The organism is Paenarthrobacter sp. 2TAF44 (assembly GCF_052114885.1).
Lineage (GTDB): Bacteria > Actinomycetota > Actinomycetes > Actinomycetales > Micrococcaceae > Arthrobacter.
In genome coordinates, this window is the sequence record NZ_JBFRFP010000026.1 from 35,910 (window position 1) to 62,530 (window position 26,621).

The following is a 26,621-nucleotide window of genomic DNA, read 5'->3' on the forward strand; positions in this document are numbered from 1 at the left end:
CATGCTGGTCCACGGCATAGCTTGGGACTCTTCTTCACCGGCGTTGAGGTTGCTGCGGCCGGACGGGGAGTTCAGTGACGTTGCGTTGGCCCCGGGTTCAACCCTGGGCCTTCGCGTCATGCCCGGAGTGTGGTGCCTTGGCCATACCAAAGTCCACGGGCCAGGCAACCGAACCCATGTTCCTTGCCGCAGCGGTTCCCCAGCCGAGCGTGGGAAGCAATGCGGGGCCTGCTTCGCCAAGGACGATTCCCGGCTCATGCATGACTTCCACCGAGGCGGCTCAGTTCCCACCGGCCTCCGCGCTTACCTGATGCAGCCACACTGGCTGTACGTTGCAACGTTCGCCAACGGGGCCACCAAGGTCGGGACTGCCTCGGCACCCCGCAAGTGGAACCGGCTGGCCGAGCAGGGTGCCGTGCACGCTTCCTATGTTGCCCTTGCCGAGGACGGTCGGGTTGTTCGTGTGCTCGAGGATCTAGTGACCCGCGAGCTTGGGCTCGTCCAGCAGGTCCGTTCCGCTGCCAAGGCGGCGTCGCTCGTTGAGCCGCGTCCCGGCGTCGAGCTTGTTGCCACCAATCGCCGCCATGCCGCACAGGTGCGCGGCTTGCTAAGCGGGCTGGCCATGACCGGGTTCGCCCTTGTGGAGGAAGAGTGGCAGCGGCCGGCTTTGGCTGACCGGCTCTGCACCGCTCGTGCCGCCGGTTCTTCGCGCCACCCCTACCCGGCAGCGTTCGACGGCGGCGGGCATGGTTTGCGGATCCACTCACTTTCCGGTGCCATCGCCTTGGCCGGTCTCCCGGACGCCGAGGGCAACGAGGTGCAGGGGAGTTTCGTGGCGGACCTGGGCGCGTTGAAGGGACGAAAGATCGAGTTCGGCCCCCACGTCACGGAAATCCCTGCCCTGCAGGATTCGTTGTTCTAACTCCTTGTGGGGCCTGGTGTGCGGGCTATTTGTGGGTTTTGGGGCGCAGAGCGGGCCCCGCAACGCGCACCGGTAGACTTGGACGGTGCTGAACGAATTCTGGGCCACCTCGTCCACCGCCTACAAAACGCTGGTTTTCAGCGCCATGGGGCTCATCGCCGTCGGGCTCATCCTTTCCATTGCCGGCAACACGACCGGCAACCAGGGATTGGCCATTGCATCACTGCCCGTGATCGGCGTCGGGCTGCTGCTCCACGTCACAGGACTCGTAGTCCGCGGCCAGAAGATCCGCAAGAGCTACAAGAAGTAGTCGCAACACCACCTGGGGTCCGCTGGCCCGATAGGGTTGGACCATGAGTATCAATCCGGACCTGCAGGGCCGAAGCTACCCTGCCGCAGAGGTTTACGACGTCGGCCGTGAGAAGATCCGCGAATTTGCGAAGGCCGTGAAGGCCAGCAATCCTGCGCACTTCGATGTTGAGACAGCACGGGCCATGGGCCACAGCGATCTTGTAGCGCCGCCGACGTTTGCCATCATTGTTGCCCAGCGCGCCGACGCCCAGCTTGTGGAGGACCCCGAGTCCGGCATCGACTTCTCCCGCGTCGTCCACGCGGACCAGCGCTTTACCCATCACCGCGCCATTGTGGCCGGGGACCGCCTCGTGGCTGAACTGCATGTTGATGGAGTACGGGCCATGGGTGGCGGTGCCATGATCACAACCCGCTCGGAGATTTTCGCCCTCGACGGCAACGATGCCCGTGAAAAAGTAGCCACTACCACCTCGTCCATCCTGGTCCGCGGAGAGGGACAGTAACCATGAGCCCGAAATTTGAAGAACTGACGGTCGGCCAGGAAATCGGCACCCGCAGTATTGAGGTCACCCGTCAGGACCTGGTCAGGTACGCAGGCGCTTCGGGGGACTTCAACCCCATCCACTGGAACGAAGCTTTTGCGACCTCTGTTGAGCTGCCCGGCGTGATTGCCCACGGCATGTTCACCATGGGCTCGGCAGTGCAGCTTGTGAGCGACTGGGCAGGGGACCCCGCCGCCGTCGTTGATTACCAGACGCGCTTCACCAAGCCGGTCCTGGTCACTGACACCACCGGAACGGACGAGGCCGGTGCCGTTATCGATGTCACGGGTGTAGTGGGAGCGCTCGACGCCGAGGCCGGCACCGCGCGCATCGACCTCACCGTTGTAGCCGCCGGGCAGAAGGTCCTGATGAAGTCCCAAGCAGTTGTGAAGGTCTCTTGAACCAAGTGAGCAGTTCAATCCCCGTTAGGCTTGATGGGTGACCCAGACACTGCTTTCCCACCTGACCACGGCTGCCGTCGGCGGCCCCGCAGGAAACTATGTAGAGGCCCGCACCGAGGTTGAAATTATCGACGCCGTGCGGTCCGCTGACGCTGCGGGGGAGAAACTCCTCATCATTGGTGGCGGTTCCAACCTCCTGATCTCGGACGAGGGCTACCCCGGCACCGTCCTGAAGATTGCGTCCGAGGGCTTCACTGTGGACTCGGAAGACAGTTGCGGCGGCGTGTCCGTGGTGGTTCAGGCCGGCCATAATTGGGATGCACTGGTGGAGCACTCGGTCCTGCATGCTTGGTCCGGCCTTGAGGCTCTGTCCGGCATCCCGGGGGCCACAGGTGCCACGCCGGTGCAGAACGTGGGCGCGTATGGTGCGGACGTCTCGCAAACCATCGCCGCCGTGCGGACCTGGGACCGGCAACGCAATACAGTTCAGACGTTCACGAATTCAGAACTCAAGTTTGGCTACCGGGATTCCATCCTGAAGCAGACCACGGTGGAAGGTTCTCCGCGCTACGTGGTGCTGACTGTTGAGTTCCAATTGCCGCTGGGACGAATGAGCGCCCCCATCAGGTACGGTGAGCTCGCCCCCGTGCTGGGCGTGGAGGCGGGCAAACGTGCCTACTCCAACGATGTCCGCCGGGAAGTCCTCCGGCTCCGCGCGTCCAAAGGCATGGTCCTTGACGCCGCAGACCGCGACACTTACTCCACGGGCTCGTTCTTCACCAACCCGATCATTCCGGCCGAACGTGCCGCAGCGTTGCCGGAGAACGCGCCGAAGTACCCGGTCGGCGAGGACGGATTGGTAAAGCTTTCTGCTGCCTGGCTCATCGATCACGCGGGATTCGGTAAGGGATTCGGGCTCGATGAAACCAGCGTTTCCGGTGGCAGGGCATCCTTGTCCACCAAGCACACCTTGGCCATCACCAACCGTGGCTCGGCCTCGGCGTCGGATATGGTGGCTATCGCGCGCGAGGTGCGTGCCGGCGTCGTGAATCGCTTCGGCATTGAGCTGCACCCCGAACCGTTGCTGATTGGCGTTTCCCTTTAGCGCCGCTTGGCGTGTCGTGGCAGGCTAGCGTGTGCCTCGTGCCGCGATGGGCAGGATTTTGTTGAGCAGCAGGAAGGTCAGCCCGCAACTCACCGATCCCAGCAAGAAGATCTGGCTGAAGGCGATGCTTTGGGGTGAAGGGCCGCTCGGCATGAAGAGTCCTGCCATAGCGAAGCCCACCAGTCCCAGGAGCATCACGATGGCACCCAGCAGGAAGCTGCGTACTTGTGCTGCGGCCGCAGGGTAGAACCAGGGTTCCGGGGCGTCGTCCCCGGGATCGGCAACAGGTTGGATGGCCGCTGCGGTACCGATGAGCAGGGCGGCAGTGGCAGTCGCCACCAGACCCGCCATCTGGATGACTTGCATGGCAGGCGTGAGGCTGACTCCGGTGCCAACGGCCACAACGAGTCCCGTTCCAAGCCCGACGACGGTGCAGCACCAGCCAGCCGCCGCCAACCATCTGCTGAGCGGCCGCACAAGCGGAGCAAGATCACCAAAGAGCATGCACCCATCCTAGGAAACTGTGCTGGAAGGCTGCTGGGAGGTGTTGCAAGGTTCCCTGTAACGGGATGGCCCTTTTAGGATGGAGCATGCCTGCACCCCATCCGCGTCCCCCCGCGATCACTCCACGAGTCATGGGCCGACTGCGGCTCGCCAGCCAAGGACTTCTCAATGGAGGTTTTGCCTCGGTGCCGGAAGCGGTCCGCTGGATGACAGCCATGCAGGCGCAGGACCTCGGATCCGCGTTATGGGCAGTGGGGCAGCGAGTTCCGGGATCTGCCGCTTCAGACGTCCGGGCAGCCCTTGACGCCGGAACCATCGTCCGATCATGGCCAATGCGGGGAACACTGCACCTTCTGGCACCGGAGGACCTTCGCTGGATCCTGCGAATCACCAGTCCGCGACTCATGAACTTGGTGGCAGGGCGGCATCGGGAGCTTGGCATTACCGCCGAGGACATCAGCCATTGCCGGGATATCGCACTCAAGACTTTGGAGTCCCTCAAGACGGCCGACGGCGGACGCGGCGCCACGCGCGAGCAGCTCTTTGACGCCTTCGAGGAAGCCGGCCAGATGACGAAGGCGCAGCGTGGCATCCATTTGCTCGGGAGCCTGTGCCAGCGTGCGTGGCTGGTCCAGGGTCCCATGGCAGGTTCACGCGGCAAGGTGGGCGTCCAACAGTTGTTTGTGCCCTTTGACGAGTGGATCAAGGATTCCAGGGACCTTGATCGCGAGGAAGGCATCGAGGAGCTCCTCTTGCGTTACGTCCGGAGCCACGGACCTGCCACGGTGAAGGACTTTGCCTGGTGGAGCCAAGTGCCGCTCACGGAAGCACGCAAGGCCCTCGCCTCGGTTCAGGACCGGTTGGTGGAGCTGCCGTTCGGCGGTAGCACCTTTTGGCTTTCGCCTGAAACAGCAGCACTGCTCGACGACGGCGTCCCCGGCTCGCGGGCGTTGCTGGCTCTTCCTGGCTTCGATGAGTTCCTGCTCGGTTACCAGGACCGGAGCCTCGTCCTCGCGCCCGAGCATGCTGAATTGGTGGTGCCGGGCAAGAACGGAGTGTTCAAACGAATCATCGTGGCCGGGGGAGAAGTGGTGGGCACGTGGGCCAGGACCGGCAACGGCAAGGCTATCAGTGTGGTTCCTGAGCCCTTCGAAGGCGAACTGGGCCCGGCCGCGGAACGTTCGTTCCAAGCGCAGGGGCGGGCTTACCTGAAGTTCATGGAGGGCTGAGGCCCGGCCTTGTCCCAGCCCGCTCGCGAACTTGGTGGCCACGATGGGTCCCATGCAACTGCGAAAACTCGATGCCCTGATCACTGCACACTGGCCGGAAACCCCGCGGCCTCGACTCCAGAACTTGTTGCCGGCGGCCTTGGCAACCGCGTCCTCACGGGTAGAACGTAGAAAACCCGCTGTTCCGTTGCTGGGCAGCAGCGGAACAGCGGGTTGACGACGTAGAAGCGCGGAAAGGGCCTAGAGCTTGCCCGTGACGATGTTCAGCATGCGGCGCAGGGGCTCGGCTGCACCCCAAAGGAGCTGGTCGCCAACGGTGAAGGCGCTGATGTACTCCGGGCCCATTTCGAGCTTGCGGATACGGCCAACGGGAATGTCCAGGGTGCCGGAGGCAGCCACAGGAGTCAGGTCTGCCATGGAGGCTTCCTTGGTGTTCGGAACAACCTTGGCCCACTCGTTGTCCTTGGCCAGGAGGTTTTCGATCTCCGTGACGGACAGGTCTTCGCGCAGCTTGAGCGTGAGGGCCTGGGAGTGGGAGCGCATGGCGCCGATGCGGATGCACAGGCCGTCCATGGCGATGTGGTCCTTGCCCGCGGTACCCTTGCCCGTTCCGAGGATCTTGTTGGTCTCCACTCCTGCCTTCCACTCTTCCTTGGACTGGCCGTTGCCGAGGTCGGCATCGATCCAAGGAATCAGTGAACCGGCCAGCGGAACGCCAAACTGGGTAGCGTCAACGCCGGTGCGCTGAGCGGCGAGGACCTTGTGGTCGATCTCCAGGATGGCTGAGGCCGGATCCTGCAGTTCGCTGCTTACCTCGTTGTTGAGGGTTCCGAACTGGTTCAGGAGCTCGCGCATGTGGCGGGCGCCGCCACCGGAGGCAGCCTGGTACGTCATGGACGTACCCCATTCCACCAGGTTGTTCTTGAACAGCCCGCCGAGGCCCATGAGCATGCAGGAAACCGTACAGTTGCCGCCGATGTAGTCCTTCACGCCGCCGGACAGGCCAGCATCGATGACGTCGCGGTTGATGGGGTCCAGCACGATGATCGAGTCATCATTCATGCGCAGGGTGGAGGCAGCATCGATCCAGAGGCCATCCCAGCCGCGGCTACGGAGTTCGCCGTGAACCTGCTTGGTGTAGTCGCCACCTTGGGCGGTAACAATAATCGGCAGCTTGGCAAGCGTCTCAATATCGAACGCGTCCTCGAGCTTGCCAGCCCCGTCAGCAAAGGAAGGGGCGGCACCTCCTGCGTTCGAGGTGGAGAAAAATACCGGGTTGATGTTGGCGAAGTCGTTCTCGTCCTGCATACGTTGCATCAGGACGGAGCCGACCATGCCACGCCAACCGACCAGTCCAACGGACGGATTAGCTGCTGTAGTCATTTACCCAGTCTAAACTTTCGCAGCAAAGTGCCGCTGTTGGTTACGTCACGCACGCAATGCACGACGCCGGCACTCGCCCACAGCGGCAGGCAAGCCGGCACGCAGAGCCTAGCTCCCGGCGTCGGGCTCCTGCAGCAGGACGGCTTTGCGCTTGCGCAAGGCAAAGAACGCACCGAAAGTGAAGACCTGCGTGACCACGATCAAGACGATGATGCCAACGATGCGGTTGCCGCCAAGAATCATGGTCAGCCCCACAATGGCTGAGATCAGCGCGAAAAGCGGCAGCAGCATGTAACCAAGCACGAACAAAGTTTCGGGTTTCTTCAGCATGCGGGCGTTCCTAGCTTTCCGTCCGGCGCCACGTGGTGAACCGGTATTGTGTGCCGTTCTTGGCCGTCAGCCAGCCCTCGGCGGGCGCGGCAGTATCAAAGGTCCAGTCGTCGCCGAGTTCAGGCGCGAACGTATCGCCGTCGAGGTCGGCGTCGATGATGGTGACGACGGCAACGTTGGCAATCCCCATCGACTGTTCAAAAATCTGGCCGCCGCCGATGATCCAAACCTTCTGGCCACCGGGTGCGAACTGGGATTCCAGCAAGGCTGCGTCCAGCGAGGAAACCACGACGGCGCCCTCGGCCTCAGGCGTAGAAGCCCACTCCGGGTGGCGGGTCACCACAATGTTGGTGCGCCCGGGCAGAGGCCGGTACTTGTCCGGGAACGATTCCCAGGTCTTGCGGCCCATGATGACGGGGTGTCCCGTGGTCAGCTGGCTGAAGTGCTTGAGGTCCTCGGGGAGGTGCCACGGCATGGAGCCGTCCTTGCCAATCACACCGGATGTGGTCTGGGCCCAGATCATGCCGATGCCGGTCATTTTGGCCGCGGTTTCCTGGGTGAAGATGACGCCGGGAAGCTGGGAAGGAGCGTCGGATGGAGGAGTGCTCATACCGCGATCGGCGCCTTGATGGTGGGGTGGTGCCGATAGCCAACAACTTCAAAGTCATCCAGCGTGTAGTCGAAGATGGAGTCCGGCTTGCGCAGGATTTTCAGCTGCGGATACTCGTACGGTTCACGGGCGAGCTGCTCGGTGACCTGCTCCACGTGGTTGTCGTAAATATGGACGTCGCCGCCCGTCCAGACGAACTCCCCGGGCTGAAGACCCAATTGTTGTGCGACCATGCATGTCAGCAAAGCGTAGGAGGCGATGTTGAAGGGGACCCCGAGGAAGGTGTCCGCAGAGCGCTGGTACAGCTGGCAGGACAACTTGCCGTCGGCTACGTAGAACTGAAAGAACGCGTGGCAGGGCGGCAGCGCCATGTCCTTGAGCTCGGCCACGTTCCAGGCGGAGACGATGTGTCGCCGGGAATCCGGGTTGGCAGCCAGATTGGCCATGAGCTCGGAGATTTGGTCGATGTGCCCACCGTCGGGCGTGGGCCAGCTGCGCCACTGCACACCGTACACGGGGCCGAGTTCGCCGTCCGCATCCGCCCATTCGTCCCAGATGGAAACGCCTTGGTCCTGCATCCACTTCACGTTCGAATCGCCGCGAAGGAACCACAGGAGCTCCACTGCCACGGATTTGAAGTGGACCCGCTTGGTGGTGATGAGCGGGAAGCTTTCGCTGAGGTCGAAGCGCAATTGGCGGCCGAAGACGCTTCGCGTTCCGGTTCCGGTGCGGTCCGACTTGTGCGTGCCGTTGGCCATGACGTCGCGCAGGAGGTCTTCATACGGGGTGGGGATGCTCACGAGTCCAGCTTACTGGTTTCGACCATGCGGGCCCTCAGTAGATCGATGAGTGTCTCATCACCGATCCCGGTGTGGCTAGTCGTCGAAAGGCTTGACCTGTTCCACGGACACAATCTTCCGTTCGGAGCCCCTGGCCACCTGGCAGACGATGACCTCGCCCGGGGAAAGGAACGGATCGGACGTGGGCAGCAAGCCCCGCAAAGCCGCGGACATGTGCTGGCCTAATTGGTTCAGCACGGTGGGTAACGCAGGGCGATGAGTGCACACAGCGATTGGCACCTGCTTATCGAACAGGGCCTCCACTGTGGCAGCCGTTTTCTTGGGTGACCGGTTGTGGTGGTGCTCAGTGAGGGCTTCAACCAGCTTTACCTTCGCTCCGCTTGCCTTTGCGTAGGGGGCAATGGTTGCTACGCATCGGGTCCACGGGCTGGTAACTATCCGTTGCGGCTTCCACACTTCCAACAGGCGCTGGACGGCCGCGGCCTGGCGCAGCCCAGTAGCGGCCAGCGGACGTTCCCCTTCGGCCTTGGTCCATGAGGACCTGGGCTTTGCCTTTGCATGGCGGATCAATACGAGCGGCCATGTATCGAGTTCGCCCCGGATGTGTGCCTTCTCGAGGTACTCGAGGGGCTCCACATCCGTGGGGTTGCTGAGGAAGGATGCAGCCCTGTCCGGGCTGCACCACATGACGCTGTCTACTTCCTTGCCGTCGGGGCGAAGCTGTTCGCCGTTGACCCGCATGGCCCAGTAGTGCACAACTTTCAAGCCGGCAGTGACGTGGTAATGAATGGGTGGCAACGGCACGCCGAGCGAACTGTTGAGGCCGATCTCCTCATGCACTTCACGGACGGCACACTGCGGAACTGTTTCGCCGTCGTCGAGCTTTCCTTTGGGCCAGGACCAATCGTCGTAGCGGGGCCTGTGGATCAGGAGCACCTCAAGGGCGCCCTTTTGAATCCGCCAAGGAATGGCACCGGCCGCAACAACGGCCACCCGTTCACCGGGGTGGTCCGTCTGATCCGCCACGGGGGTATCGCTTTTCAACTCGTTCCCTTACCGCCGGGCCGCTGCACGCTGGCGTGACCGGGAAGCAAGGAGCCAGGACTGCATGTCCAGCAGGGGCTTTCCTTCCTCGTCAAGGTGGTGCCTGGTCCAGTGACCTTGGTTGTCCAAGTGCCAACTCGCGGTTGCGTCGTCCACGTAACGGTTCATGAGGTCCACCACCGTTGCGGTGTCTTCCTTGCTGGCCAACTGGACGAGTGCCTCAACACGTCGGTCCAGGTTGCGATGCATCATGTCTGCGGATCCGATGTACACCACGGGATCCCCACCGTTGGCAAAAGCAAAGACGCGGGAGTGTTCCAGGAATCGGCCGAGGATGGAGCGGACCGTGATGTTTTCGCTTAGGCCAGGTACGCCGGGCCGGAGGGAGCAGATCCCACGGACCACCACGTCAACCCTCACGCCGGCCTGTGAGGCACGGTAGAGGGCGTCGATGATGGCTTCGTCCACCATGGAATTGACCTTGATCTGGACACGGGCAGGAACGCCGGCGCGGGCGTTGCGGATCTCCGCTTCGATCCTTTCGATCAGGCCGGCACGTACGGAACGCGGCGCCACGAGCAGGCGTTTGAACGTGGACTTCGGCGCGTATCCGGAGAGCTGGTTGAACAGCTTGGACAGGTCTTCGCCCACTTGCTCGTTGGCGGTGAGCAAGCCGAGGTCCTCGTAGTAGCGTGCCGTCCGGGGGTGGTAGTTGCCCGTACCGATGTGGCAATAGCGTCGTAGGCCGTCCACTTCCTGCCGAACCACCAGGGACAACTTGCAGTGGGTCTTCAGGCCCACAATGCCGTACACAACGTGCACGCCAGCCTGTTCCAGCTTCCGGGCCCAGGAGATGTTTGCCTGCTCATCAAAGCGGGCCTTGATCTCCACCAGCGCCAGAACCTGCTTGCCGGCCTCTGCGGCGTCGATCAAGGCGTCAACGATCGGGGAGTCACCGGACGTCCTGTACAGGGTCTGCTTGATGGCCTGGACCTTGGGGTCCGCCGCCGCTTGCTCCAGGAATGCCTGAACCGAGGTGGAGAACGAGTCGTACGGGTGGTGGAGCAGGATGTCGCGGCGGCGCATGGCGGCAAACACGTTGGCCGCCTTGGACGTTTCGGATTCGTTGAGATACCGGGACGTGTGCGGAACATGCTTGGGGTAGTGGAGATCGGGGCGGTCAATGGCGCTGATCGCAGAGAGACCACGGAGGTCCAGGGGTGCGGGTACGGAGTAAACCTCGGACTCTTCCACGCCGAGTTCCCGGATAAGCAGAGCCTTGATGTTCGGGTTGATGTCCGTGGTGACTTCGAGGCGCACAGGAGGACCGAAACGGCGGCGCAGGAGTTCCTTCTCCAACGCCTGGAGGAGGTTCTCGGCGTCGTCTTCTTCTACCTCGAGGTCCTCGTTGCGGGTGACGCGGAAGGTGTGGTGCTCAAGGACTTCCATGCCGGGGAAGAGCTTGTCCAGGTGGACTGCGATGACTTCTTCCAACGCGATGAAGCGGGCAACGCGGCCAGGGATGGCACCTGCGCGCGGTCCATCAACGGAGATCAGGCGCGGCAGCTGGTCCGGAACCTTCACACGGGCGAAGAGTTCTTTGTCGCTGATGGGGTTGCTGACAATCACCGCAAGGTTCAGCGAGAGGCCGGAAATGTAGGGGAAGGGGTGCGCGGGATCCACGGCCAGCGGCGTCAGGATGGGAAAGACCTTCTCCTGGAACATAATGCTGATCCGGTGGCGGGCGTCTTCATCCAATTCATTCCAGTGCATGATGTGGATGTGCTCGTAGGCCAGGGCAGGACGGATCTGCTCGGCGAAGACACGCGCGTGGCGTTCCTGGAGCTTGTGTGCCTCCTCGCCGATCTGCTCCAGCACCTCGATGGGGCTCAGGCCCGCAGGGGAGGGAACAGCAAGTCCGGTGGCGATGCGCCGCTTCAAACCGGCAACCCGGACCATGAAGAACTCGTCGAGGTTGGAGGCAAAGATCGACAGGAAATTCACGCGTTCCAGAAGGAAGAGATCCGGATCCTCTGCGAGCTCCAAAACGCGGGAGTTGAACGCCAGCCAGCTGAGCTCACGGTCCAGGAAACGGTCTGGCGAGATGTCGCCTTCGGGTTCCAGGCTCGGCGCAAATTCCGGGATGTCAATGCGGTCCTGGGTGGCTCGTGAGGCCGGGACTTCCGATGATCCGAAGCGTGGGGGCAGTGTGGCGCCCTTCGAAGTGGATCCGGCGGTGCCGACGGGGTCCGGCTGCATGGGGGTTCTCCTAAGCTCAGGACTGGGGTTTCCTCCCACATTACAAGCAATTTCAGTGCCCGAATCCAAGAAGTCCCGGGCTTTCCTTGCAGCGGGATGCTGAGGTTAATTCTTGGTTAAAGGTCCATACATCACATCGGTGTCCCAGCGGACGAAGCCAAGCTTCTGATATAGGGACACGGCGGCCTTGTTGTCGGCATCGACATAGAGCATGACGGCGTGCAGGTCCTTGTCCTGCAGATACCTGATTCCGGCCACGGTGAGTGCCTTGCCCAAGCCCAGGCCCTGCGCTTCAGGCGTGACACCCACCACGTAAACCTCGCCGATCGCGGGATGCGGTCCCTGGCGTGGGTGAACCTTGGTCCAGTGGTACCCCAACAGTTCGCCTTCATCATTGACGGCCAGGAGGAAGCCGGCGGGATCAAACCAATCTTCGCCTTTGCGGGCCTCAAGATCGGCCCGGGTCATCGAACCCTGCTCGGGATGATGCGAGAAGGCCGCGCGGTTGGCCGTCAGCCAGGCTTCCTCGTCCTGTCCCGGCACGAAGGTGCGCAGTGAGACTCCGTTCGGAAGACCGACGTCGGGCAGTGCGGACGTGGAGGACATCAGCCGCATCTTCCACAGTTCCCGCACAGGACCGTAGCCGAAGCGCGTGGCCAGCTCCGCCGCGCCCTCATGGTTGCCATGGGACCAAGCGCTCAACCCGTCAAAACCGCGTTTGCCTTCCAATGCCTCCAGCAGGCGGCCCGCCACGCCCTGATTGCGGTAGCTCGGGTGGACAGCCAGTTCAAGGACACCCGTTGTTCCTGACGGGCCGGGCGCTTCAACGACGACGGCGATTCCCGCCAGATCTTCTCCAGTCGCCGGATCAGAATCCTCATCCGGGGCGTAAAGGGCAAGCGAGAAGACAGAGTGATCCCCGGCATCGGCGCCACGCAGCATCACCAGTGTCTGTTCGGACAGGGGAGGGTTGCCGTCGGATTCATCGGCGGCCGCTGCGAGGGTCCTGAAGTCCTTGAGGAGTTCGGGATCGAGGGCGCCGGTGACGAGCAGTACTGGCCAGTTCTCGGGGTGCGCGTGACTCATGATGCAAGGCTATACGTCCCGGGCAAGCACTGTAATTTGAAGTCCCCCTGAAACGCCTGTAGTCTCGTTATCTCGTTCGGCTTTGCGGTTTATCCGCGCGTAGTCAACACAGGGGGGATCCACCAGTGGGGTGGCCTCGATACGTTCGACCCGTATGTCCTCCACGGAAATTGGAAGAGGCCAGGATTCATGTGAATCCTGGCCTCTTCTTTTTCGTCTATATAGTCGACAGGCGCTTTACGCTTCCGAGAGTTCGTCGTCCGGGAGCCTGACCAGCGTCAGGCGATAACCGACGTTGCGGACCGTGCTGATGAGATTCTCGTGGTCAACACCGAGCTTGGCGCGGAGGCGTCGGATGTGCACGTCTACAGTTCGGGTGCCACCGTAGTAGTCATAGCCCCAGACTTCGGTCAGCAGCTGCTGGCGGGTAAACACGCGTCCCGGGTGCTGGGCGAGGTACTTGAGGAGCTCGAATTCCTTGAACGTCAGGTTCAGGGGCTGGCCGCTGACCCGGGCGGTATAGCTCGCTTCGTCAATAACCACGCCGGCAGCGCGGATCTCCGTCTGGGTCTCCTCTTCGCCTGGTACAGCCCGGGCCATGGCCAGACGGATTCTGGCCTCGACCTCAGCCGGGCCTGCAGAGTCCAGCACGATGTCATCCACTGACCAGGCAGAGGAAACGGCTGCCATGCCGCCCTCGGTAAGAATCAGCATGAGCGGGGCGCTGAGTCCGGTGGCCTTCAGCAGTTGCGTCAGGGAGCGTGCCCCCACCAAGTCCTTGCGGGCGTCCAGGAAGACGATGTCCGTGGGATCGGTTTCGAGCAGCGCGGTCGGTTCTGCCGGGAGGATGTGAACACGGTGGTTGAGAAGCTCAAGGGCAGGCAGAATGTCCACCGAAGAGCCGGTGCTGTTCGTCAGGAGCAGGATGTGCGACATAGTTCCTCCAATGGGCTGTACGCGCATCATCGGGCGTCGAAACCGGAGTTTCACCGGCCGGTCACGGCTACTGGCAAGCCTTTGCCCGTTGTAACGGGATCAAGGCAAACAGTGTGCGCCGTTGAAGTCCGAGTATACCCACCTGAGGCCCGCCAGTCAGGGATTCGTGACGGGCTGCCACTGGAATTACGACATATTCGCCCGCCATAAGGCAGGATTGTCGGGAGGTCGTAAGGCGCATCGAATTGAGGTCGGGCACACAGTGAAGTCTTGGAGCATCGGGGTATTCGGACTCGTGGCGCTCGCAGCCATCGTGGCCAGCACCTTCGTTTCCCGGGAAGCCATGGTGGGCGTTGGCATTGTGGCGTCCGCGGCTGTAGGGCTTGGTTGGCCGCATTTCCTGGCAGTCCCGGCCAAGAAGACCCTGGCCTCCGTCATTGCCTTGGCCGGTGCCGGGTCCGCAGTGACGGCAGCTTACATGCCCGCTCCCGGATTCCTGGATGGTACCCCCGCGTTCATTGCCTTGGGGGTCATGGCCGTGTTCATCATCCAGCTCGTGCGGGGAACGGGACAGGCACAGCGCCTGGAATCCACGCTCGGCTGTTGTGCCGGCGTCCTGCTGAATTGCCTGGGTGCAGGATGGATTGCGGGCGCCCGGTTCAACGGTGTCAAGGAAATGGTCCTCGTTGCCGGGCTGAGTGCGGCGGTGGCACTCCTGGTAGGTGTCATTCGATGGCCGGACCGGATCGTGGCTCCCCTTGGCATCGTCATGGCCGGTCTTATGGGCCCTTTGGCCGGACTTGTTTTTTCCGATATCGCCGTCCTGCCTGCTGCCCTGGTGGGCGTCGTGGTCGGGTCGGTCCTCGTTTGCTTCCGGCGCATGACCACTCTCAGGCGCGGGCGGCTCAATATTCCCGCGGCAGTGGGAATGGGTGTCGCGCCGGTGTGGGCTGTTGGTGCCTTGGCTTACTTCATAGACAAACTACTCATCTACTAACGGTTAGGATTGCATCATGTCTGTACTCGCATTTGAAATCTTCTTCCTCGTTCTCCTTGGCCTGGCAAGCATTGCCATGGCGTGGTTTGCGGGTTTCGTTGTTTACCGCCTTTTCAAGGGCCAGAAGTAAAGCCTTCTGATCCTGCAGTCCAAAAGAGGTAGTCGTTGTGCCTATTGAGATTCCAACAGACCTGACGCCTGAACTTGTCCCGCTTTCCTGGCTCATTGGTGAGTGGGAAGGCCGCGGCCGGCTCGGCAGTGGTGATGAGGATTCGGAGCATTTCGTCCAGCACGTTTCCTTCACCCATAACGGTTTGCCGTACCTGCAGTACAGGGCCGAGACCTGGATCAGCGACGACGCCGGCACAAAGTTGCGCCCGCTGACCGTTGAAACCGGGTTCTGGGCATTGGAACGCAAGCTCCAGGAAGGCGACGGTGGTCCGGGACTTGTTCCGGCGGACATTGTGCCTGTGCTCAAGACCGCCGATGAGGTTGAAGAACGCCGGAATAAAGAAGGCGGCTTCGACATCTCCGTGTCAATTGCACACCCCGGCGGAATCACCGAGCTCTACTACGGCCAGATCAAGGGGCCGCAGATCCAGCTCACCACGGACATGGTGATGCGCGGCAGCCACTCCAAGGAGTACACCGCCGCAACAAGGATCTTTGGTTTGGTGGACGGCAATCTCCTGTGGCGCTGGGATGTTGCCTCCAACGGCAAGGCCTTGGAACCACACGCCTCGGCGTTCCTCCACAGGGTTTCCTGACGCCCGGCGCGAGGTCTCACTGAACGTTCCACAAGCAACCAGCAAAGGAGCAGCTAGTGAATAACCACCTCAAGCCCGGAGGCTACGAGGGACTCAAGGCCCTGTTCTTCAATGGCACCTTGAAACCTTCGCCGCAGCTCAGCAACACCGACGGCTTGATCCGGATCAGCCGCGACATCATGGAAAAGCAGGGTGTCACCACCCGCCTCATCCGGACTGTGGACCACGATATCGCCAGCGGCGTCTACCCGGACATGCGGGAGCATGGCTGGAAAACCGATGAATGGCCGGAGATCTATCCGTTGGTCGCTGAGGCGGACATCGTGGTGGTGGCAGGTCCCATCTGGCTGGGCGATAACTCTTCCCAGACCAAGAAACTCATTGAGCGTTTATATGCCCACTCCGGCGAACTCACTGACAAGGGCCAGTGGGCGTTCTACCCGAAAGTGGGTGGATGCCTCATCACCGGCAATGAAGATGGCATCAAGCACTGTTCCATGAACGTCCTGTACAGCCTCCAACACGTAGGCTTCACTATCCCGCCGCAGGCTGATGCCGGCTGGATCGGCCCTGTAGGCCCAGGACCCAGCTACCTGGATGAAGGATCTGGTGGTCCGGAGAGTGATTTTACTAACAGGAACACCACGTTCATGTCCTGGAACCTGATGCACATGGCTCGCCTTCTCAGGGATGCAGGCGGAATCCCTGCCTATGGCAACCTTCCGCAGGAATGGAAAGCCGGCACACGATTCGATTTCGAGAACCCGGAATATCGCTGATTCCGGAGTACCACCGAGTTCCGGAATACCACTGAGCCGCAAGGACTTCTACTACATATGACTTACAAGAGCCCCCTGTTGTCGCGCCCTGGCGCTGTCGAAGACACTGGCCTGGATGCCGGCGTCGCGGCCCATTACGGCGAGCCGCTGCGGGAGCAACGCGCCCTGGCAACCGGTACCGCCGTCGTGGATCTTTCGCACCGCGGCGTGGTGACGGTATCCGGACCGGACCGCCTCAGCTGGCTCAACACACTTTCCTCCCAGCAGGTGACCAATCTCCAGCCGCACGTTGGCAGTGAACTGTTGCTGCTCAGTGTCCAGGGTCGCATCGAGTTCGATGCTCGGGTTATTGACGACGGTGAAACCACCTGGCTGATCGTCGAGGCCGCAGAAGCCGAACCGTTGTCCGAGTGGTTGAACAAGATGAAGTTCATGCTTCGCGTGGAGATCGCGGATGTCTCGGGGGAGTGGGCTGTCCTTGGTTCCACGAAGCTCGTGGAGAAGCTGGGCCGTTACTTGGTTTGGGAAGATCCGTGGCCGCATGTAGGCCCGGGCGGCTATTCCTACAGCACTGTCCCGGAGGAGTCGCACCCCGGGCTCGAACGCCCATGGTTCGAATATCTCGTCCCGGCGGCAGACTTGGAATCCGTGGTCGATGGCTTGCCCCTGGCTGGTGCCATGGCGGCCGAAGCCCTGCGGATTGCCGCGTGGCGGCCGCGTCTCGGTGCGGAGACCGACGACAGGACCATCCCTCATGAGCTGGACCTTATTCGCACTTCCGTCCACCTGAGCAAGGGCTGCTACAAGGGCCAGGAGACCATCGCACGCGTTCACAATCTCGGCCATCCGCCGCGGCGCCTCGTCTTCCTGCAGTTGGATGGCTCGCAGCACACGCTTCCGGCCGTTGGCAGTGTTGTATTTGCTGGGGAGCGCAAGGTGGGTACTCTGACATCTGTGGCGCAGCACTTCGAGATGGGCCCTGTGGCTTTGGCTGTTATCAAGCGCTCGGTTCCGGCGGACGAAACCTTGACAGTCATGGACGGCGAAGAGCCTTATATCGCAGCCCAGGAAGTGATCGTCGCCCCCGACGCCGGCCAGGTCGTCGGGCGCCAAACCGGATTCCTGAAGGGACCCCACCGATGAGCCAACCGAGTCACAGCACCGGACCCGAAGCCGACTCCGCCGACACCGACACGGGCGCCGACGACGAAGCGGTTGCCTTGGCCCACACGCTCTTCGATGCCGCCCGTGAGGGCAACACGGAGATGCTTCGGAGCTACCTGAACGCCGGTGCCCCAGCCACGCTCACCAATGCTTCCGGAGATTCGCTGCTGATGCTTGCTGCCTACCATGGGCACGAGGAAACCGTGCAGTTGATTCTGCACCACGGCGCTGACGTAAATACCCCCAATGACCGTGGCCAGACCCCGCTTGCCGGGGCGGTATTCAAGGGATACACGGGCGTCGCCAGGGCGCTGCTGGATGCAGGAGCAGACCCCGACGCCGGAACTCCCACCGCGCGCGAAGCGGCCAGTATGTTTGCCCGGACCGAAATATTGGCCCTTCTCGGCTAAGGCGTGAATGGTTCGGAGAAGCCCGGTTGCTACGGCAGCCGGGCTTTCTTGCGTCTATATATCCACGTGGAATAGTTGTAGTGGAATATGTGTGAGAAAGGTTTCTGTCGTGCCGAAAGCTGCTGACTTAACGCCTCTTGGCGTGGCATCCTTGGCGCTCCTGGCTGAAAAGCCCATGCATCCTTACGAGATGTTTCAAGTACTGATGGCCCGTCATGAGGATCGGCTCGTTAAGGTCCGGCCGGGCACGCTTTACCACGCAGTGGGCCGTTTGGAGGCTAACGGACTGGTTGAGGCTACCGGAACGGAGCGCGAAGGCAACCGTCCTGAACGAACCACCTACCGCATCACCCTGGCCGGTCATGATGCCTTGGACGCGGGAGTTAAAGCCATGCTCTCCACGCCCGTCAATGACTACCCGGTGTTTCCGCACGCCATTGCTGAAGCGCACCACCTCCCCAAGGAGGTGGTGGCAGGCCTCCTTGAACAGCGGCTCGGAGCACTCGGCGCCGATCTCGACTTCCTCGTCAGCGCGGAAACAGTGGTCAGGGCAAAGGGCCTTGACCGCAAGTACTGGCTGGACATCACCTACCAACAAGCACTACGTCGCACGGAGATCGCGTGGATCCGCGGCCTCCTCGAGGAGTTGGGCAGCGGAATCCTGCCCTGGGACGAACCGGAGCCAACTCCATCCGAACTTTCACACCAGCCGAAGGAATCCCTTGGAAAACGTAGCTAAGCCGTGGCCCGCTCTATGGTCACTCGTCATAGGCTTCTTCATGATCCTTATCGACACCACCATTGTGTCGGTCGCGAATCCGCGGATCATGCAGGGCCTCAACACCGATATCAATGCCGTCATCTGGGTTACCAGCGCGTACCTCTTGGCGTATGCAGTGCCCCTTCTCATCACCGGCAGGTTGGGTGACCGTTTCGGGCCGAAGAACCTGTACTTGATCGGCCTGGTGGTCTTCACCTTGGCTTCGCTGTGGTGCGGCCTCTCCAGCGACGTCACCATGCTGATCGCCGCCCGCGCAGTCCAAGGACTCGGCGCGGCCATGATGACACCCCAGACCATGGCAGTCATCACACGTATTTTTCCTCCGGACCGTCGGGGCGCCGCCATGGGACTCTGGGGAGCGACAGCCGGCATGGCTGTTCTCGTAGGCCCTATTCTGGGCGGTGTCCTGGTGGACGGACTGGGGTGGGAGTGGATCTTCTTCGTCAACGTCCCTATTGGAATTGTCGCTTTCGTCATGGTCACGCGTTTCGTCCCGAAGCTGACTACGCACAGCCATTCATTCGACGTCGCGGGCGTGGTGCTCTCCGCCGTCGGTATGTTTCTTTTGGTCTTCGGCATCCAGGAGGGCCAAACCTACAAGTGGGGAACGGTCACCGGCGCCGTCACCGTGTGGGGCTTGATCATCGCAGGGCTCGTCGTCCTGGTGCTCTTCGTCTTCTGGCAGTGGCTACTGGGCAGGCGAGGCGGGGAACCGCTGCTGCCGCTTGCTTTGTTCAAGGACCGCAATTTCTCCCTGGGCAACACCACCATCATGGTTGTCGGCTTCACAGTGACGGCGTTCCCGCTGCCGACCATCTTCTACTACCAGGTGGTGCGGGGCCTGACCCCCACCCAATCAGCGCTGCTCATGATTCCCATGGCAGTGATCTCCGGCGGCCTGGCACCGGTCGTGGGTAAGCTGATCGATCGAGCCAACCCGCGCTGGTTCGCGTCCTTCGGCCTCGTTTGCCTCGCAGGAGCGCTCTTCTGGACAGCTTCACTCTTGCGGCCGGATACTCCCATTTGGATGTTCCTGCTTCCCAGCGCCCTCCAGGGTGTTGCCAATGGCTTCATTTGGGGGCCGGTATCCAATGCGACCACCAGAAACCTTGAGCCACGCCAAGCGGGCGCAGGTTCGGGCGTGTTCAACACCACCCGCCAGATCGGGGCAGTCCTTGGATCGGCGGCCATTGCCGCCCTGATCCAGGCCCGGCTCGCGGCCGAGTTACCCGCGGCGCCGGCAGGAGCCCCGGCCAACGAAGCTTCCATGAACGGTGCCCTGCCAGAGGCGCTGCATGCAGGATTCTCGACGGCGATGAGCCAGTCGATCGTGCTGCCCGCCTGTGCGATTCTCGTCGGGGCAGTGGTGGCCCTGTTCTTCGCGAAGCCTAAGTCCGTTGAAGGATGGGGCGGTGCTGCTGCAAAAGAGGCTCCACAGGAAACTGTCCGGAAGTAGCGCGGCAAACGGCGGGGACCAGCCCATTCTTGGGCTGGTCCTGACCCGGACAGGGGCAGGACCAGCGCTTGCCAAGACCAAAGCTGGGCCGGTTCGATTCCTTGTTAGCCGAGCAGCACGCTCGCATGGAGTCCGCCAGTGGCGAATCCCAAGCTACGGGCCATCGCGAGCGCGCTGCTGTTGCTGACATCGGCCTTCCACTGGAGCGTCAGCCCCGCGGCCAGGGCCTCATGGGCAGCAATCGATGCAGCCAGCGTTCCCAGGCCCCGCCGGCGCCAGGGCGGTGCTACCAGAACGCCCATGTTGGCCAGGATCCCCTCCCACTCGGAGTAGGCGCCGCACGCCACGGGAGTGGGTTGTTCTTCTTCGGGATGCATGATGGTGAAGCGGTGCTCCAGGGCTTGCAGGCCTACTTCATTGACGTCATCCGGGGGGCACAGCCCTTCCAGCGCGATCGCCTCTGGATTGCCTCGCGAGACCGTGAGGTCTTCGGAGGGTTGATTGAGCGGGAGGTCGTCGGCAAAGAACAAGGCTGAGGACCCGAGGCCATGTCCACCGTGCGACCGCGTGAGGGTCAACAGCGTCACATGCTGGGCAAGTTCGGTGTCTGGAATTCCAGCGGCTGCGTCGAGGACCCATTGTGGTCCCACCAACGCCGAGGCACCAAAAAGGCGCAGGAAAACAACCGCCCGCGCCGATTCATCGAGGCGGGTGATGCGGTTTGAGGGGTCGCTCGGGTCCACCGCAGAAGTGGTGGCCCGGGCAGCAGCAGCGGCGAAAGCGTCGTCGTCGAACCCCAAATGGCGAGCCCACGCCAGCTGGATAATGGCAGCGGACGTGGGCTCAAGAGTCATGGATTCAGCCTAGCCGACTAGCCGAAGAGCACACTCGCTTCGTCGTAGCGGTGCTGGGGAACGGTCTTGAGCTTACCCAGTGCTTCTTCGAAACCAACGTGGGAGATGTCCGTGCCCTTCAGGGCCACCATGGTGCCCCAACGGCCCTCCACCACTGAATCGATGGCTGCCATGCCCAGGCGGGTTGCAAGGACGCGGTCATAGGCAGTTGGTACGCCGCCACGCTGGATATGGCCAAGAATGGTGGCGCGGGTCTCTATGCCTGTGCGTGCTTCGATTTCCGGCGCGAGCTGGTCGGCGATTCCACCCAGGCGGGGACGGCCAAAAGTGTCCAGTCCGCGTTCGGAGTGGGGAGATTCCATGTGGTCCGGAACGAAGCCCTCAGCTACCACCACCAGCGGCGCGCGGCCACGGTCGTGGGCTTCCTGGACCCATTCGGTGATCTGCTCGATGCTGACCGTCTGTTCCGGGATAAGGATGGCGTGTGCACCAGCTGCCATTCCGGCGTGCAGGGCGATCCAGCCTACGTGTCGGCCCATGACCTCGGCGATCATGCAGCGGTGGTGGGACTCACCCGTGGTGCGGAGGCGGTCGATTGCTTCGGTGGCGATTTCAACCGCTGTATCGAAGCCGAAGGTGTAGTCCGTTGCGTCGAGGTCGTTGTCCACGGTCTTGGGAACACCAACAATTTTCAGTCCGGCATCGGTGAGCCGTTTTGCCGCCGCCAGAGTACCTTCGCCGCCGATTGCGATGATGGCGTCAATGCCCAGGCGTTCCATGTGGGCCTTGATGACGTCCGGGCCACCACCATTTTCAAACGGGTTGGTACGTGAGGTGCCCAGGATGGTGCCGCCCTGCTTGGCGATACCGCGGACCAAGGTGCGGGGGATGTCGATGACATCACCTTCCACAACGCCGCGCCAGCCGTCCTTGAAACCCACGAACTCCTGGCCGTGGATTGCGATCCCCTTCAGGACCGCTCCCCGGATTACTGCGTTGAGTCCGGGGCAGTCGCCACCGCTGGTAAGAATGCCAATTTTCATGTTTGCTCACTCATGGCTTGGAGGAATACGTCTGGAGCGCCACGCTGAGCTCCCAACGATTGTAGACGTCGATGTGGGGTGGGACACAAATGGTTACTTTTGACCCCGGCCGTGCGGTATTGGAAATCTCTCTGAAAACAACGAAAGCGCCCCGCTGCGGCGGGGCGCTTTGTGTCGCTGACGTCGAAGTTGTCGATCGTTGTGCGCTTAACGGGAACGCTGGCTGATGAATGACTCCAGGGCGATTCTGTTCTTCTGGTCCGGCAGTATGAGCCAGGCGAGGATATAGAACACTGCCGCTGGTCCTGGCAAGAGGCAGAAGATCAGGAAAGCCACCCGGACATATGCCACATCCACCCTGAGCTTCGCGGCAATGCCACCACAGACGCCACCCAACCAGCGCTGGGGTCCACGCTTCAGGCCGAAGCCCCTGACGATGCTGAAGAACTTGTCCATGGCTACAGACTTCCTTGTTGTGGTTGCTTTGTCACGTAAGTACCTGTCTCGATCTGTGGGCAGCTACTCGGCAGGAGTCTTTGATTTGCCCGCACTCCTGCGGGCGGCAAGGAGTCCTCCGATGACCAGGGCTGCGCCCGCACCGATCATGAGGCCGATCAGGACATACGTGCCGTCCAGCACCACCCAACCAAGGGTGGAGATGACCAACAAAGCGGCCAGGGCAATCACAATCAACCCCCACACCACGGTGCCGATCCGCGCCTGCTGCGGTTCGTCGTCGTCGATGGTCCGTTCCACCCGATAGGCGGTCTCAAGCGATGGCGTGAGCGGTATTGGCTGGAGTCGTGGTGAGGGTGCCGGTTCCTTGGCGAGCGGAGTGGTGTCCACCGGGTTCTTGGCATCACTGCTGTTTTCCCCTGCTTCGCGTGCCTTGCTTGGCTCGTTCGTGCTCATGTCAGTTTCCTTCCTGGATGGTCACGTTGCTGAATGTGCCATCGATTTCCACCACGAGGTTGGCCCCGGGCTTTTCGGCGTTGTAGACCGTTCGCTCGTCCTGGAGCCGGCCGCCGCGATCCGAGCCGTGTTCGTTCAGGTTGCCGAAGGTCATATCCGCCCTGACCTCAACGGGTACGTCTTTCGGGATGATGACGGTGACGTTGCTGAAGGTGGCGTCCACGGGAACCACGATTTCGGTGGTCAGTGGAGGCGTCAGGGCGAGGTCGTCCAGGTTCACTGTTCCTTTGCCGCCGGTTACGTCGACGCCCTGCCGGGCCTGCTCGATGCTTACTGGTGCCCAGTTCACGTCATGGAAGGTGAAGCGATCACCATTCCGTGGGACAACGTTGAAGATTCCACCGATGATCAGGGCCACTACTGCCAGGAAACCGAGGAAACCGGAGGTCCGTCCCCGCAAGCCTGCAAAGAGGATGCCCAAACCCAGTACGGCTGCGCCTGTTGCCCACACGACGGCGTTGGCTGCGTTGCCGAGCTCGATGATGTTGCCGGCGTCCAGCGCTTTCAAGGTGCCGCCAACCAGCAGTGCCACACCCGCAGTAACCGCTACTATCGCTGGCCCGGGACCCTTGCGCCTGGCGCGCGGCGGCTTGGGTTCACCGTTGTGGGGCTGGCCGCTAAAAGGCTGGCCGCCCTGCGGAGGAGTGGGTCCGTAGGGAGGAGTGGGGCCGTAGGGAGGCCGCGGACCTGATGGCTCGTAGGGGCCAGCCGCATGATCCTGCGGCTTTGTGCCTGGCTGGCCTTGACCGTACACCGGCACGCCGCTGTTGGTCCCGGTAGGAGTGCTGGTCCCGGCAACAGGGCTTGTCCCGGTGGCTGTTGGGGTTCCGTAGGCCGTGGGGGCTCCGTAGGCGGTGCCCGTTGCGTAGGAAGTGCCCGTTCCGTAAGAAGTGGCCGCGAAGTTCTGCTGGCTCATGGGCCGGGCTGCCTTCGATCCTTTGTTGCGTTGTACCAGGTAGTAGATGAGGTAGATGACACCGCCCACCCAGAAGAGCGTCCACAGCACGCCCGGAAGGCCGTTCCAGCCCCAGCCCCAGAATCCGCGGCCCAGGCCGGGCAGGCCGATGATCGTGGTGATCAAGGCACCCGTCATGCCGCCGGACCAACGCCCAGCGGCTGCTTCCTGAACGTGGATGCGGCCGTCAGGTTCGGGCAGCAAGGCCCACGCCAGGCCGTAAAGCAGGACGCCAATGCCGGCGAAGAGTGCCAGGACGATGAAGATGCCCCGAACAATCAGGGGGTCGATGCCGAAGCGGTGTGCAACTCCGCTGGAGACGCCACCGATCCAGCGGTCCGGCCCGCGGCGGACACCCTGGCTGCGGATCCAGTCGAAGAAGTTCTGCTGTGGTGCAGTATGGGGTGCAGCGGGACCGGTACCGGATGAAGGATAGGAGTGGGTGGACGGTTCCCCGGGGGCGCCGGCGGAGGGACCCGCCGATGCACCGGCGGAAGTGCCGGCGTTGGCGTCGGGATCGGGCGTGCCGGCATTGCCAGGCGTTCCGGATCCCTCTGGGTTCATGCTCTTCGCGTTCATACTTCGATCCTGCCGTCCCGGGTACCCTGCCCTCTACTGGGGGATACCCTGAATGATCCCTGAGGGACCCCCGAAGAACGCTGGTTTCAGGTCCGGGCAACCCTGATCCGTGTTTGGATTGGTACATGACAACCGCTGTACAACGCCCGCCGCTGGTCCGCAGCAGCGACCGCATGATCGCCGGCGTCTGCAGCGGATTGGCCGACCATTTGGGCTGGCCCGTGAAGTACGTTCGGCTGGGCATGGTCCTTGCCTGCTTCGCCGGTGGAGCGGGACTGGCCTTCTACGCCTGGCTCTGGACCATGGTTCCCACCGCGGATGAGAGCGCGCGCCGCAATGCCCGCCGGCCGGCGTCGCCTATTGCTCCTGCAGTCAGCCTTCCGCCCGACGTCACTGCCGTGCCGCATGCGCCCAAAGCGCCCGACGCCGGACCCGCACCAGCGGTGGCCGGCACTCCAGCGGTGAGTGGAAACCTTGGGGTACGGGATGCTGCAACTGGCGTGGGTGCATTGCCTGGGCGCCCACCGTTCGATGCGACAACTACTGGCAGCACGGCAGCTCCGTCCGGCGGTTGGGCTGAACCCGGAAGCCGGGCGTTACCAGTTTCCCGGTTCAACTTTCGGCGGATCCAGTACGGCAAGGAGATCCTGCTCGGAGCCGGCCTGCTCCTTGTCGCCGCGATCTTGATCGCGCGCCAGTTCGGCGTCGATGTGCCCTTGGGAACGCTGATTCCCGCAGCTGCGATCCTCGGCGGCGCGGCGATCGCATGGATGCAACTCGACGAGACCCGCAGGGCCGGCTTGGTGGACAAGACCAAGGCCGACCAGGCTGGTGGCTGGGTCCGCCTGGCAGCTGGCCTTGCGCTGGTGGTGGCCGGGGTCCTGGTCATGGTGTCCGGATCGGGATCCTGGGAGCAGACCTGGCTGGCGCTCCTGGCGTCCGTTGCTGTCCTCGGCGGCGTTGCCTTGGTCCTGCTGCCGTGGGGACTGAAGTTCTGGAAGGACCTCGAGACTGAACGGGCGGGGCGTGTACGGGAAACCGAGCGCGCGGAGATCGCAGCCCACCTGCACGATTCAGTGTTGCAAACCCTTGCGCTGATCCAGCGTAGGGCAGGCTCGGAGCAAGACGTTGTTCGGCTGGCGAGGGCCCAGGAACGTGAACTTCGGTCCTGGCTCTTCACTGATGCCGCCAAGGATGCCGGGCTGCTGGCCGAGCGGATCAAAGCAGTGGCCGCCGAAGTCGAGGATGCCCACGGCCAGGCCGTGGAGGTGGTAACCGTGGGCGACGCCGACATGACGGACAGGCACGAGGCACTGGTCCAGGCAGCCAGGGAAGCCATGCTCAATGCGGCCCGGCACGCTGGCGGAACAGTATCCGTCTACATGGAGAGCACCGCAGGCAGCACCGAGGTCTTCATTAAGGACCGCGGTCCGGGATTTGACCTTGAAGCGGTCCCCGACGACAGGCTGGGCGTCAAGGAATCAATTATCGGCCGCATGAAGCGTCACGGAGGCACGGCAACCATCAACAGCAGCAGGGACGGAACCGAAGTGCGGCTGGCCCTCCCTTCGCTCAACGCCGATGGCGGCGAAACGCGGACTGGAGATGTGCGCACCGGGGAGCGGACTGGGGATGTGCGCAGTACTGACATACGGAACCGTGAAGTACGGAATGGAGAACCACGGCAATGAACAACACTTCCCAAAGCGGTGAGCCACGCAGTGTGCGTGTGGTGATCGTTGATGACCACACGATCTTCCGTTCCGGGCTGAAGACGGATCTCGATCATCGCATGGACGTCGTGGGCGAGGCGGGCACGGTCGAGGAGGCCATCGCTGTCATTGCGGAGACCCGGCCCGAGGTTGTCCTCCTGGACGTCCACCTTCCCGGCGGCCTGGGCGGCGGAGGGCGCGAGGTCATTGCGGGGTCTGCTGCGCTCCTGGGTACCACCAGCTTCCTGGCACTCAGTGTTTCGGACGCCGCCGAGGACGTGGTGGCAGTGATCCGGGCTGGTGCCCGAGGCTACGTCACCAAGACGATTTCCGGTGCCGGGATTTCCGATGCCGTGATCCGCGTGGCCGATGGCGACGCCGTCTTCTCACCCCGGCTGGCTGGTTTCGTGTTGGACGCCTTTGGTACGGCACCGGCGGACATCGCGGACGACGAATTGGATCGCCTCTCGGCGCGTGAGCTGGAAGTGATGCGACTCATCGCGCGCGGATACAGCTACAAGGAAGTGGCCAAGGAGCTGTTCATTTCCATCAAGACCGTGGAGACGCATGTGTCCGCCGTGCTCCGGAAACTGCAGCTCTCCAGCCGACACGAACTCACCAAGTGGGCCGCCGAGCGCCGCCTCCTCTGACCTTCTCTCACATCCGCCGGCCTTCTGACGGATCCTCTC

29 protein-coding genes are annotated in these 26,621 nt (G+C 62.5%); 15 read left to right on the plus strand and 14 right to left on the minus strand.

The window, feature by feature from the left end; all coding sequences use genetic code 11:
* The first annotated feature begins 1 nt into the window (after window position 1).
* The 5 genes from AB4Z15_RS20650 to AB4Z15_RS20670 all read left to right on the plus strand — a co-directional run bounded on the left by AB4Z15_RS20650 (window position 2) and on the right by AB4Z15_RS20670 (window position 3,282).
* Window positions 2–922 (plus strand): DUF2797 domain-containing protein, encoded by a 921-nt coding sequence (locus AB4Z15_RS20650; RefSeq protein WP_442018752.1) that lies wholly within the window; start codon window positions 2–4, stop codon window positions 920–922.
* Between the two features lie 85 nt (window positions 923–1,007).
* Window positions 1,008–1,232, plus strand: a complete 225-nt coding sequence (locus tag AB4Z15_RS20655) for a DUF3188 domain-containing protein (RefSeq protein WP_216925047.1) — start codon at window positions 1,008–1,010, stop codon at window positions 1,230–1,232.
* 43 nt (window positions 1,233–1,275) lie between these two features.
* Entirely contained in the window at window positions 1,276–1,737 is a 462-nt protein-coding gene (locus tag AB4Z15_RS20660; RefSeq protein WP_442018753.1) for an FAS1-like dehydratase domain-containing protein, read from the plus strand.
* 2 nt (window positions 1,738–1,739) lie between these two features.
* A complete protein-coding gene (locus AB4Z15_RS20665) occupies window positions 1,740–2,177 on the plus strand; it encodes a MaoC family dehydratase (protein WP_442018754.1) in 438 nt (145 codons plus the stop codon).
* 37 nt (window positions 2,178–2,214) lie between these two features.
* The gene (locus AB4Z15_RS20670) at window positions 2,215–3,282 is read left to right on the plus strand and encodes a UDP-N-acetylmuramate dehydrogenase (RefSeq protein WP_442018755.1); all 1,068 of its coding nucleotides are present in this window, start codon (window positions 2,215–2,217) and stop codon (window positions 3,280–3,282) included.
* Between the two features lie 24 nt (window positions 3,283–3,306).
* Here the strand turns inward: AB4Z15_RS20670 and AB4Z15_RS20675 are convergent, their stop codons facing one another.
* On the minus strand, window positions 3,307–3,786 hold the full coding sequence (locus AB4Z15_RS20675) for a hypothetical protein (protein ID WP_442018756.1): 480 nt from the start codon (window positions 3,784–3,786) through the stop codon (window positions 3,307–3,309).
* A gap of 86 nt (window positions 3,787–3,872) precedes the next feature.
* On the opposite strand from AB4Z15_RS20675, the gene AB4Z15_RS20680 reads away from it, so the two are divergent.
* Window positions 3,873–5,015, plus strand: a complete 1,143-nt coding sequence (locus tag AB4Z15_RS20680) for a winged helix DNA-binding domain-containing protein (protein WP_442018757.1) — start codon at window positions 3,873–3,875, stop codon at window positions 5,013–5,015.
* Between the two features lie 240 nt (window positions 5,016–5,255).
* On the opposite strand, the gene asd is transcribed toward AB4Z15_RS20680, so the two are convergent.
* The 8 genes from asd to AB4Z15_RS20720 all read right to left on the minus strand — a co-directional run bounded on the left by asd (window position 5,256) and on the right by AB4Z15_RS20720 (window position 13,463).
* Window positions 5,256–6,398: an aspartate-semialdehyde dehydrogenase gene (asd, locus tag AB4Z15_RS20685; RefSeq protein WP_224165018.1), complete on the minus strand. Its 1,143-nt coding sequence runs from the start codon at window positions 6,396–6,398 to the stop codon at window positions 5,256–5,258.
* A 108-nt stretch (window positions 6,399–6,506) separates the two neighbouring features.
* Window positions 6,507–6,728, minus strand: coding sequence for an NF038396 family protein (locus tag AB4Z15_RS20690; protein ID WP_442018758.1), 222 nt, complete (start codon window positions 6,726–6,728; stop codon window positions 6,507–6,509).
* 10 nt (window positions 6,729–6,738) lie between these two features.
* A complete protein-coding gene (locus AB4Z15_RS20695; protein ID WP_442004034.1) occupies window positions 6,739–7,338 on the minus strand; it encodes a dihydrofolate reductase in 600 nt (199 codons plus the stop codon).
* Window positions 7,335–8,138 (minus strand): thymidylate synthase, encoded by an 804-nt coding sequence (locus AB4Z15_RS20700; protein ID WP_442004035.1) that lies wholly within the window; start codon window positions 8,136–8,138, stop codon window positions 7,335–7,337. The genes AB4Z15_RS20695 and AB4Z15_RS20700 overlap by 4 nt, the downstream gene beginning before the upstream one ends.
* Before the next feature lie 75 nt (window positions 8,139–8,213).
* Window positions 8,214–9,182, minus strand: coding sequence for an NUDIX hydrolase (locus AB4Z15_RS20705; RefSeq protein ID WP_442018759.1), 969 nt, complete (start codon window positions 9,180–9,182; stop codon window positions 8,214–8,216).
* Window positions 9,183–9,191: 9 nt separating this feature from the next.
* Window positions 9,192–11,441, minus strand: coding sequence for an RNA degradosome polyphosphate kinase (locus tag AB4Z15_RS20710; protein WP_442004037.1), 2,250 nt, complete (start codon window positions 11,439–11,441; stop codon window positions 9,192–9,194).
* A gap of 105 nt (window positions 11,442–11,546) precedes the next feature.
* On the minus strand, window positions 11,547–12,527 hold the full coding sequence (gene mshD / locus AB4Z15_RS20715; RefSeq protein ID WP_442018760.1) for a mycothiol synthase: 981 nt from the start codon (window positions 12,525–12,527) through the stop codon (window positions 11,547–11,549).
* Window positions 12,528–12,764: 237 nt separating this feature from the next.
* A complete protein-coding gene (locus AB4Z15_RS20720; protein WP_216925061.1) occupies window positions 12,765–13,463 on the minus strand; it encodes a winged helix-turn-helix transcriptional regulator in 699 nt (232 codons plus the stop codon).
* 262 nt (window positions 13,464–13,725) lie between these two features.
* On the opposite strand from AB4Z15_RS20720, the gene AB4Z15_RS20725 reads away from it, so the two are divergent.
* The 7 genes from AB4Z15_RS20725 to AB4Z15_RS20755 all read left to right on the plus strand — a co-directional run bounded on the left by AB4Z15_RS20725 (window position 13,726) and on the right by AB4Z15_RS20755 (window position 19,817).
* The gene (locus tag AB4Z15_RS20725; protein ID WP_431115973.1) at window positions 13,726–14,460 is read left to right on the plus strand and encodes a permease; all 735 of its coding nucleotides are present in this window, start codon (window positions 13,726–13,728) and stop codon (window positions 14,458–14,460) included.
* 167 nt (window positions 14,461–14,627) lie between these two features.
* Window positions 14,628–15,227, plus strand: coding sequence for an FABP family protein (locus AB4Z15_RS20730; protein WP_442018761.1), 600 nt, complete (start codon window positions 14,628–14,630; stop codon window positions 15,225–15,227).
* Window positions 15,228–15,283: 56 nt separating this feature from the next.
* On the plus strand, window positions 15,284–16,006 hold the full coding sequence (locus AB4Z15_RS20735; RefSeq protein WP_442018762.1) for a flavodoxin family protein: 723 nt from the start codon (window positions 15,284–15,286) through the stop codon (window positions 16,004–16,006).
* A gap of 57 nt (window positions 16,007–16,063) precedes the next feature.
* Window positions 16,064–17,149, plus strand: a complete 1,086-nt coding sequence (gene ygfZ, locus AB4Z15_RS20740) for a CAF17-like 4Fe-4S cluster assembly/insertion protein YgfZ (protein ID WP_442018763.1) — start codon at window positions 16,064–16,066, stop codon at window positions 17,147–17,149.
* Complete coding sequence (locus AB4Z15_RS20745) at window positions 17,146–17,580, plus strand: ankyrin repeat domain-containing protein (protein WP_442004042.1); 435 nt, start codon at window positions 17,146–17,148, stop codon at window positions 17,578–17,580. The genes ygfZ and AB4Z15_RS20745 overlap by 4 nt, the downstream gene beginning before the upstream one ends.
* Before the next feature lie 109 nt (window positions 17,581–17,689).
* Window positions 17,690–18,319, plus strand: coding sequence for a PadR family transcriptional regulator (locus tag AB4Z15_RS20750; protein ID WP_442004043.1), 630 nt, complete (start codon window positions 17,690–17,692; stop codon window positions 18,317–18,319).
* The gene (locus AB4Z15_RS20755; protein WP_442018764.1) at window positions 18,303–19,817 is read left to right on the plus strand and encodes a DHA2 family efflux MFS transporter permease subunit; all 1,515 of its coding nucleotides are present in this window, start codon (window positions 18,303–18,305) and stop codon (window positions 19,815–19,817) included. The genes AB4Z15_RS20750 and AB4Z15_RS20755 overlap by 17 nt, the downstream gene beginning before the upstream one ends.
* A gap of 104 nt (window positions 19,818–19,921) precedes the next feature.
* Here the strand turns inward: AB4Z15_RS20755 and AB4Z15_RS20760 are convergent, their stop codons facing one another.
* The 5 genes from AB4Z15_RS20760 to AB4Z15_RS20780 all read right to left on the minus strand — a co-directional run bounded on the left by AB4Z15_RS20760 (window position 19,922) and on the right by AB4Z15_RS20780 (window position 24,220).
* Window positions 19,922–20,671 carry a GNAT family N-acetyltransferase gene (locus AB4Z15_RS20760; RefSeq protein WP_442018765.1) on the minus strand — a complete coding sequence of 250 codons (750 nt, stop codon included), beginning with the start codon at window positions 20,669–20,671 and terminating at the stop codon, window positions 19,922–19,924.
* 17 nt (window positions 20,672–20,688) lie between these two features.
* Window positions 20,689–21,714 carry an ATP-dependent 6-phosphofructokinase gene (locus AB4Z15_RS20765; RefSeq protein ID WP_223934019.1) on the minus strand — a complete coding sequence of 342 codons (1,026 nt, stop codon included), beginning with the start codon at window positions 21,712–21,714 and terminating at the stop codon, window positions 20,689–20,691.
* 207 nt (window positions 21,715–21,921) lie between these two features.
* On the minus strand, window positions 21,922–22,170 hold the full coding sequence (locus AB4Z15_RS20770; protein ID WP_442018766.1) for a PspC domain-containing protein: 249 nt from the start codon (window positions 22,168–22,170) through the stop codon (window positions 21,922–21,924).
* Between the two features lie 63 nt (window positions 22,171–22,233).
* The gene (locus AB4Z15_RS20775) at window positions 22,234–22,626 is read right to left on the minus strand and encodes a hypothetical protein (RefSeq protein WP_442018767.1); all 393 of its coding nucleotides are present in this window, start codon (window positions 22,624–22,626) and stop codon (window positions 22,234–22,236) included.
* A gap of 1 nt (window position 22,627) precedes the next feature.
* Window positions 22,628–24,220 carry a PspC domain-containing protein gene (locus tag AB4Z15_RS20780; protein ID WP_442018768.1) on the minus strand — a complete coding sequence of 531 codons (1,593 nt, stop codon included), beginning with the start codon at window positions 24,218–24,220 and terminating at the stop codon, window positions 22,628–22,630.
* A gap of 125 nt (window positions 24,221–24,345) precedes the next feature.
* Between AB4Z15_RS20780 and AB4Z15_RS20785 the strand changes: the two genes are divergently transcribed.
* Both AB4Z15_RS20785 and AB4Z15_RS20790 read left to right on the plus strand, forming a co-directional pair.
* On the plus strand, window positions 24,346–25,911 hold the full coding sequence (locus AB4Z15_RS20785; RefSeq protein ID WP_442018769.1) for a PspC domain-containing protein: 1,566 nt from the start codon (window positions 24,346–24,348) through the stop codon (window positions 25,909–25,911).
* Window positions 25,908–26,582, plus strand: coding sequence for a LuxR C-terminal-related transcriptional regulator (locus tag AB4Z15_RS20790; RefSeq protein WP_442018770.1), 675 nt, complete (start codon window positions 25,908–25,910; stop codon window positions 26,580–26,582). The genes AB4Z15_RS20785 and AB4Z15_RS20790 overlap by 4 nt, the downstream gene beginning before the upstream one ends.
* Window positions 26,583–26,621: the final 39 nt, after the last annotated feature.

What these genes read in the sequence shown, in the direction of transcription:
- AB4Z15_RS20665 (WP_442018754.1), top strand. Translation starts at nt 1,740, where the DNA reads ATGAGCCCGAAATTTGAAGAACTGACGGTCGGCCAGGAAATCGGCACC.
- AB4Z15_RS20775 (WP_442018767.1), bottom strand. Translation starts at nt 22,626, where the DNA reads ATGAGCACGAACGAGCCAAGCAAGGCACGCGAAGCAGGGGAAAACAGC.
- AB4Z15_RS20680 (WP_442018757.1), top strand. Translation starts at nt 3,873, where the DNA reads ATGCCTGCACCCCATCCGCGTCCCCCCGCGATCACTCCACGAGTCATG.
- AB4Z15_RS20790 (WP_442018770.1), top strand. Translation starts at nt 25,908, where the DNA reads ATGAACAACACTTCCCAAAGCGGTGAGCCACGCAGTGTGCGTGTGGTG.
- AB4Z15_RS20785 (WP_442018769.1), top strand. Translation starts at nt 24,346, where the DNA reads ATGACAACCGCTGTACAACGCCCGCCGCTGGTCCGCAGCAGCGACCGC.
- ygfZ (WP_442018763.1), top strand. Translation starts at nt 16,064, where the DNA reads ATGACTTACAAGAGCCCCCTGTTGTCGCGCCCTGGCGCTGTCGAAGAC.
- AB4Z15_RS20675 (WP_442018756.1), bottom strand. Translation starts at nt 3,786, where the DNA reads ATGCTCTTTGGTGATCTTGCTCCGCTTGTGCGGCCGCTCAGCAGATGG.
- AB4Z15_RS20650 (WP_442018752.1), top strand. Translation starts at nt 2, where the DNA reads ATGCTGGTCCACGGCATAGCTTGGGACTCTTCTTCACCGGCGTTGAGG.
- AB4Z15_RS20765 (WP_223934019.1), bottom strand. Translation starts at nt 21,714, where the DNA reads ATGAAAATTGGCATTCTTACCAGCGGTGGCGACTGCCCCGGACTCAAC.
- AB4Z15_RS20760 (WP_442018765.1), bottom strand. Translation starts at nt 20,671, where the DNA reads ATGACTCTTGAGCCCACGTCCGCTGCCATTATCCAGCTGGCGTGGGCT.
- AB4Z15_RS20720 (WP_216925061.1), bottom strand. Translation starts at nt 13,463, where the DNA reads ATGTCGCACATCCTGCTCCTGACGAACAGCACCGGCTCTTCGGTGGAC.
- AB4Z15_RS20690 (WP_442018758.1), bottom strand. Translation starts at nt 6,728, where the DNA reads ATGCTGAAGAAACCCGAAACTTTGTTCGTGCTTGGTTACATGCTGCTG.
- AB4Z15_RS20770 (WP_442018766.1), bottom strand. Translation starts at nt 22,170, where the DNA reads ATGGACAAGTTCTTCAGCATCGTCAGGGGCTTCGGCCTGAAGCGTGGA.
- AB4Z15_RS20780 (WP_442018768.1), bottom strand. Translation starts at nt 24,220, where the DNA reads ATGAACGCGAAGAGCATGAACCCAGAGGGATCCGGAACGCCTGGCAAT.
- asd (WP_224165018.1), bottom strand. Translation starts at nt 6,398, where the DNA reads ATGACTACAGCAGCTAATCCGTCCGTTGGACTGGTCGGTTGGCGTGGC.
- AB4Z15_RS20695 (WP_442004034.1), bottom strand. Translation starts at nt 7,338, where the DNA reads ATGAGCACTCCTCCATCCGACGCTCCTTCCCAGCTTCCCGGCGTCATC.
- AB4Z15_RS20660 (WP_442018753.1), top strand. Translation starts at nt 1,276, where the DNA reads ATGAGTATCAATCCGGACCTGCAGGGCCGAAGCTACCCTGCCGCAGAG.
- mshD (WP_442018760.1), bottom strand. Translation starts at nt 12,527, where the DNA reads ATGAGTCACGCGCACCCCGAGAACTGGCCAGTACTGCTCGTCACCGGC.
- AB4Z15_RS20745 (WP_442004042.1), top strand. Translation starts at nt 17,146, where the DNA reads ATGAGCCAACCGAGTCACAGCACCGGACCCGAAGCCGACTCCGCCGAC.
- AB4Z15_RS20710 (WP_442004037.1), bottom strand. Translation starts at nt 11,441, where the DNA reads ATGCAGCCGGACCCCGTCGGCACCGCCGGATCCACTTCGAAGGGCGCC.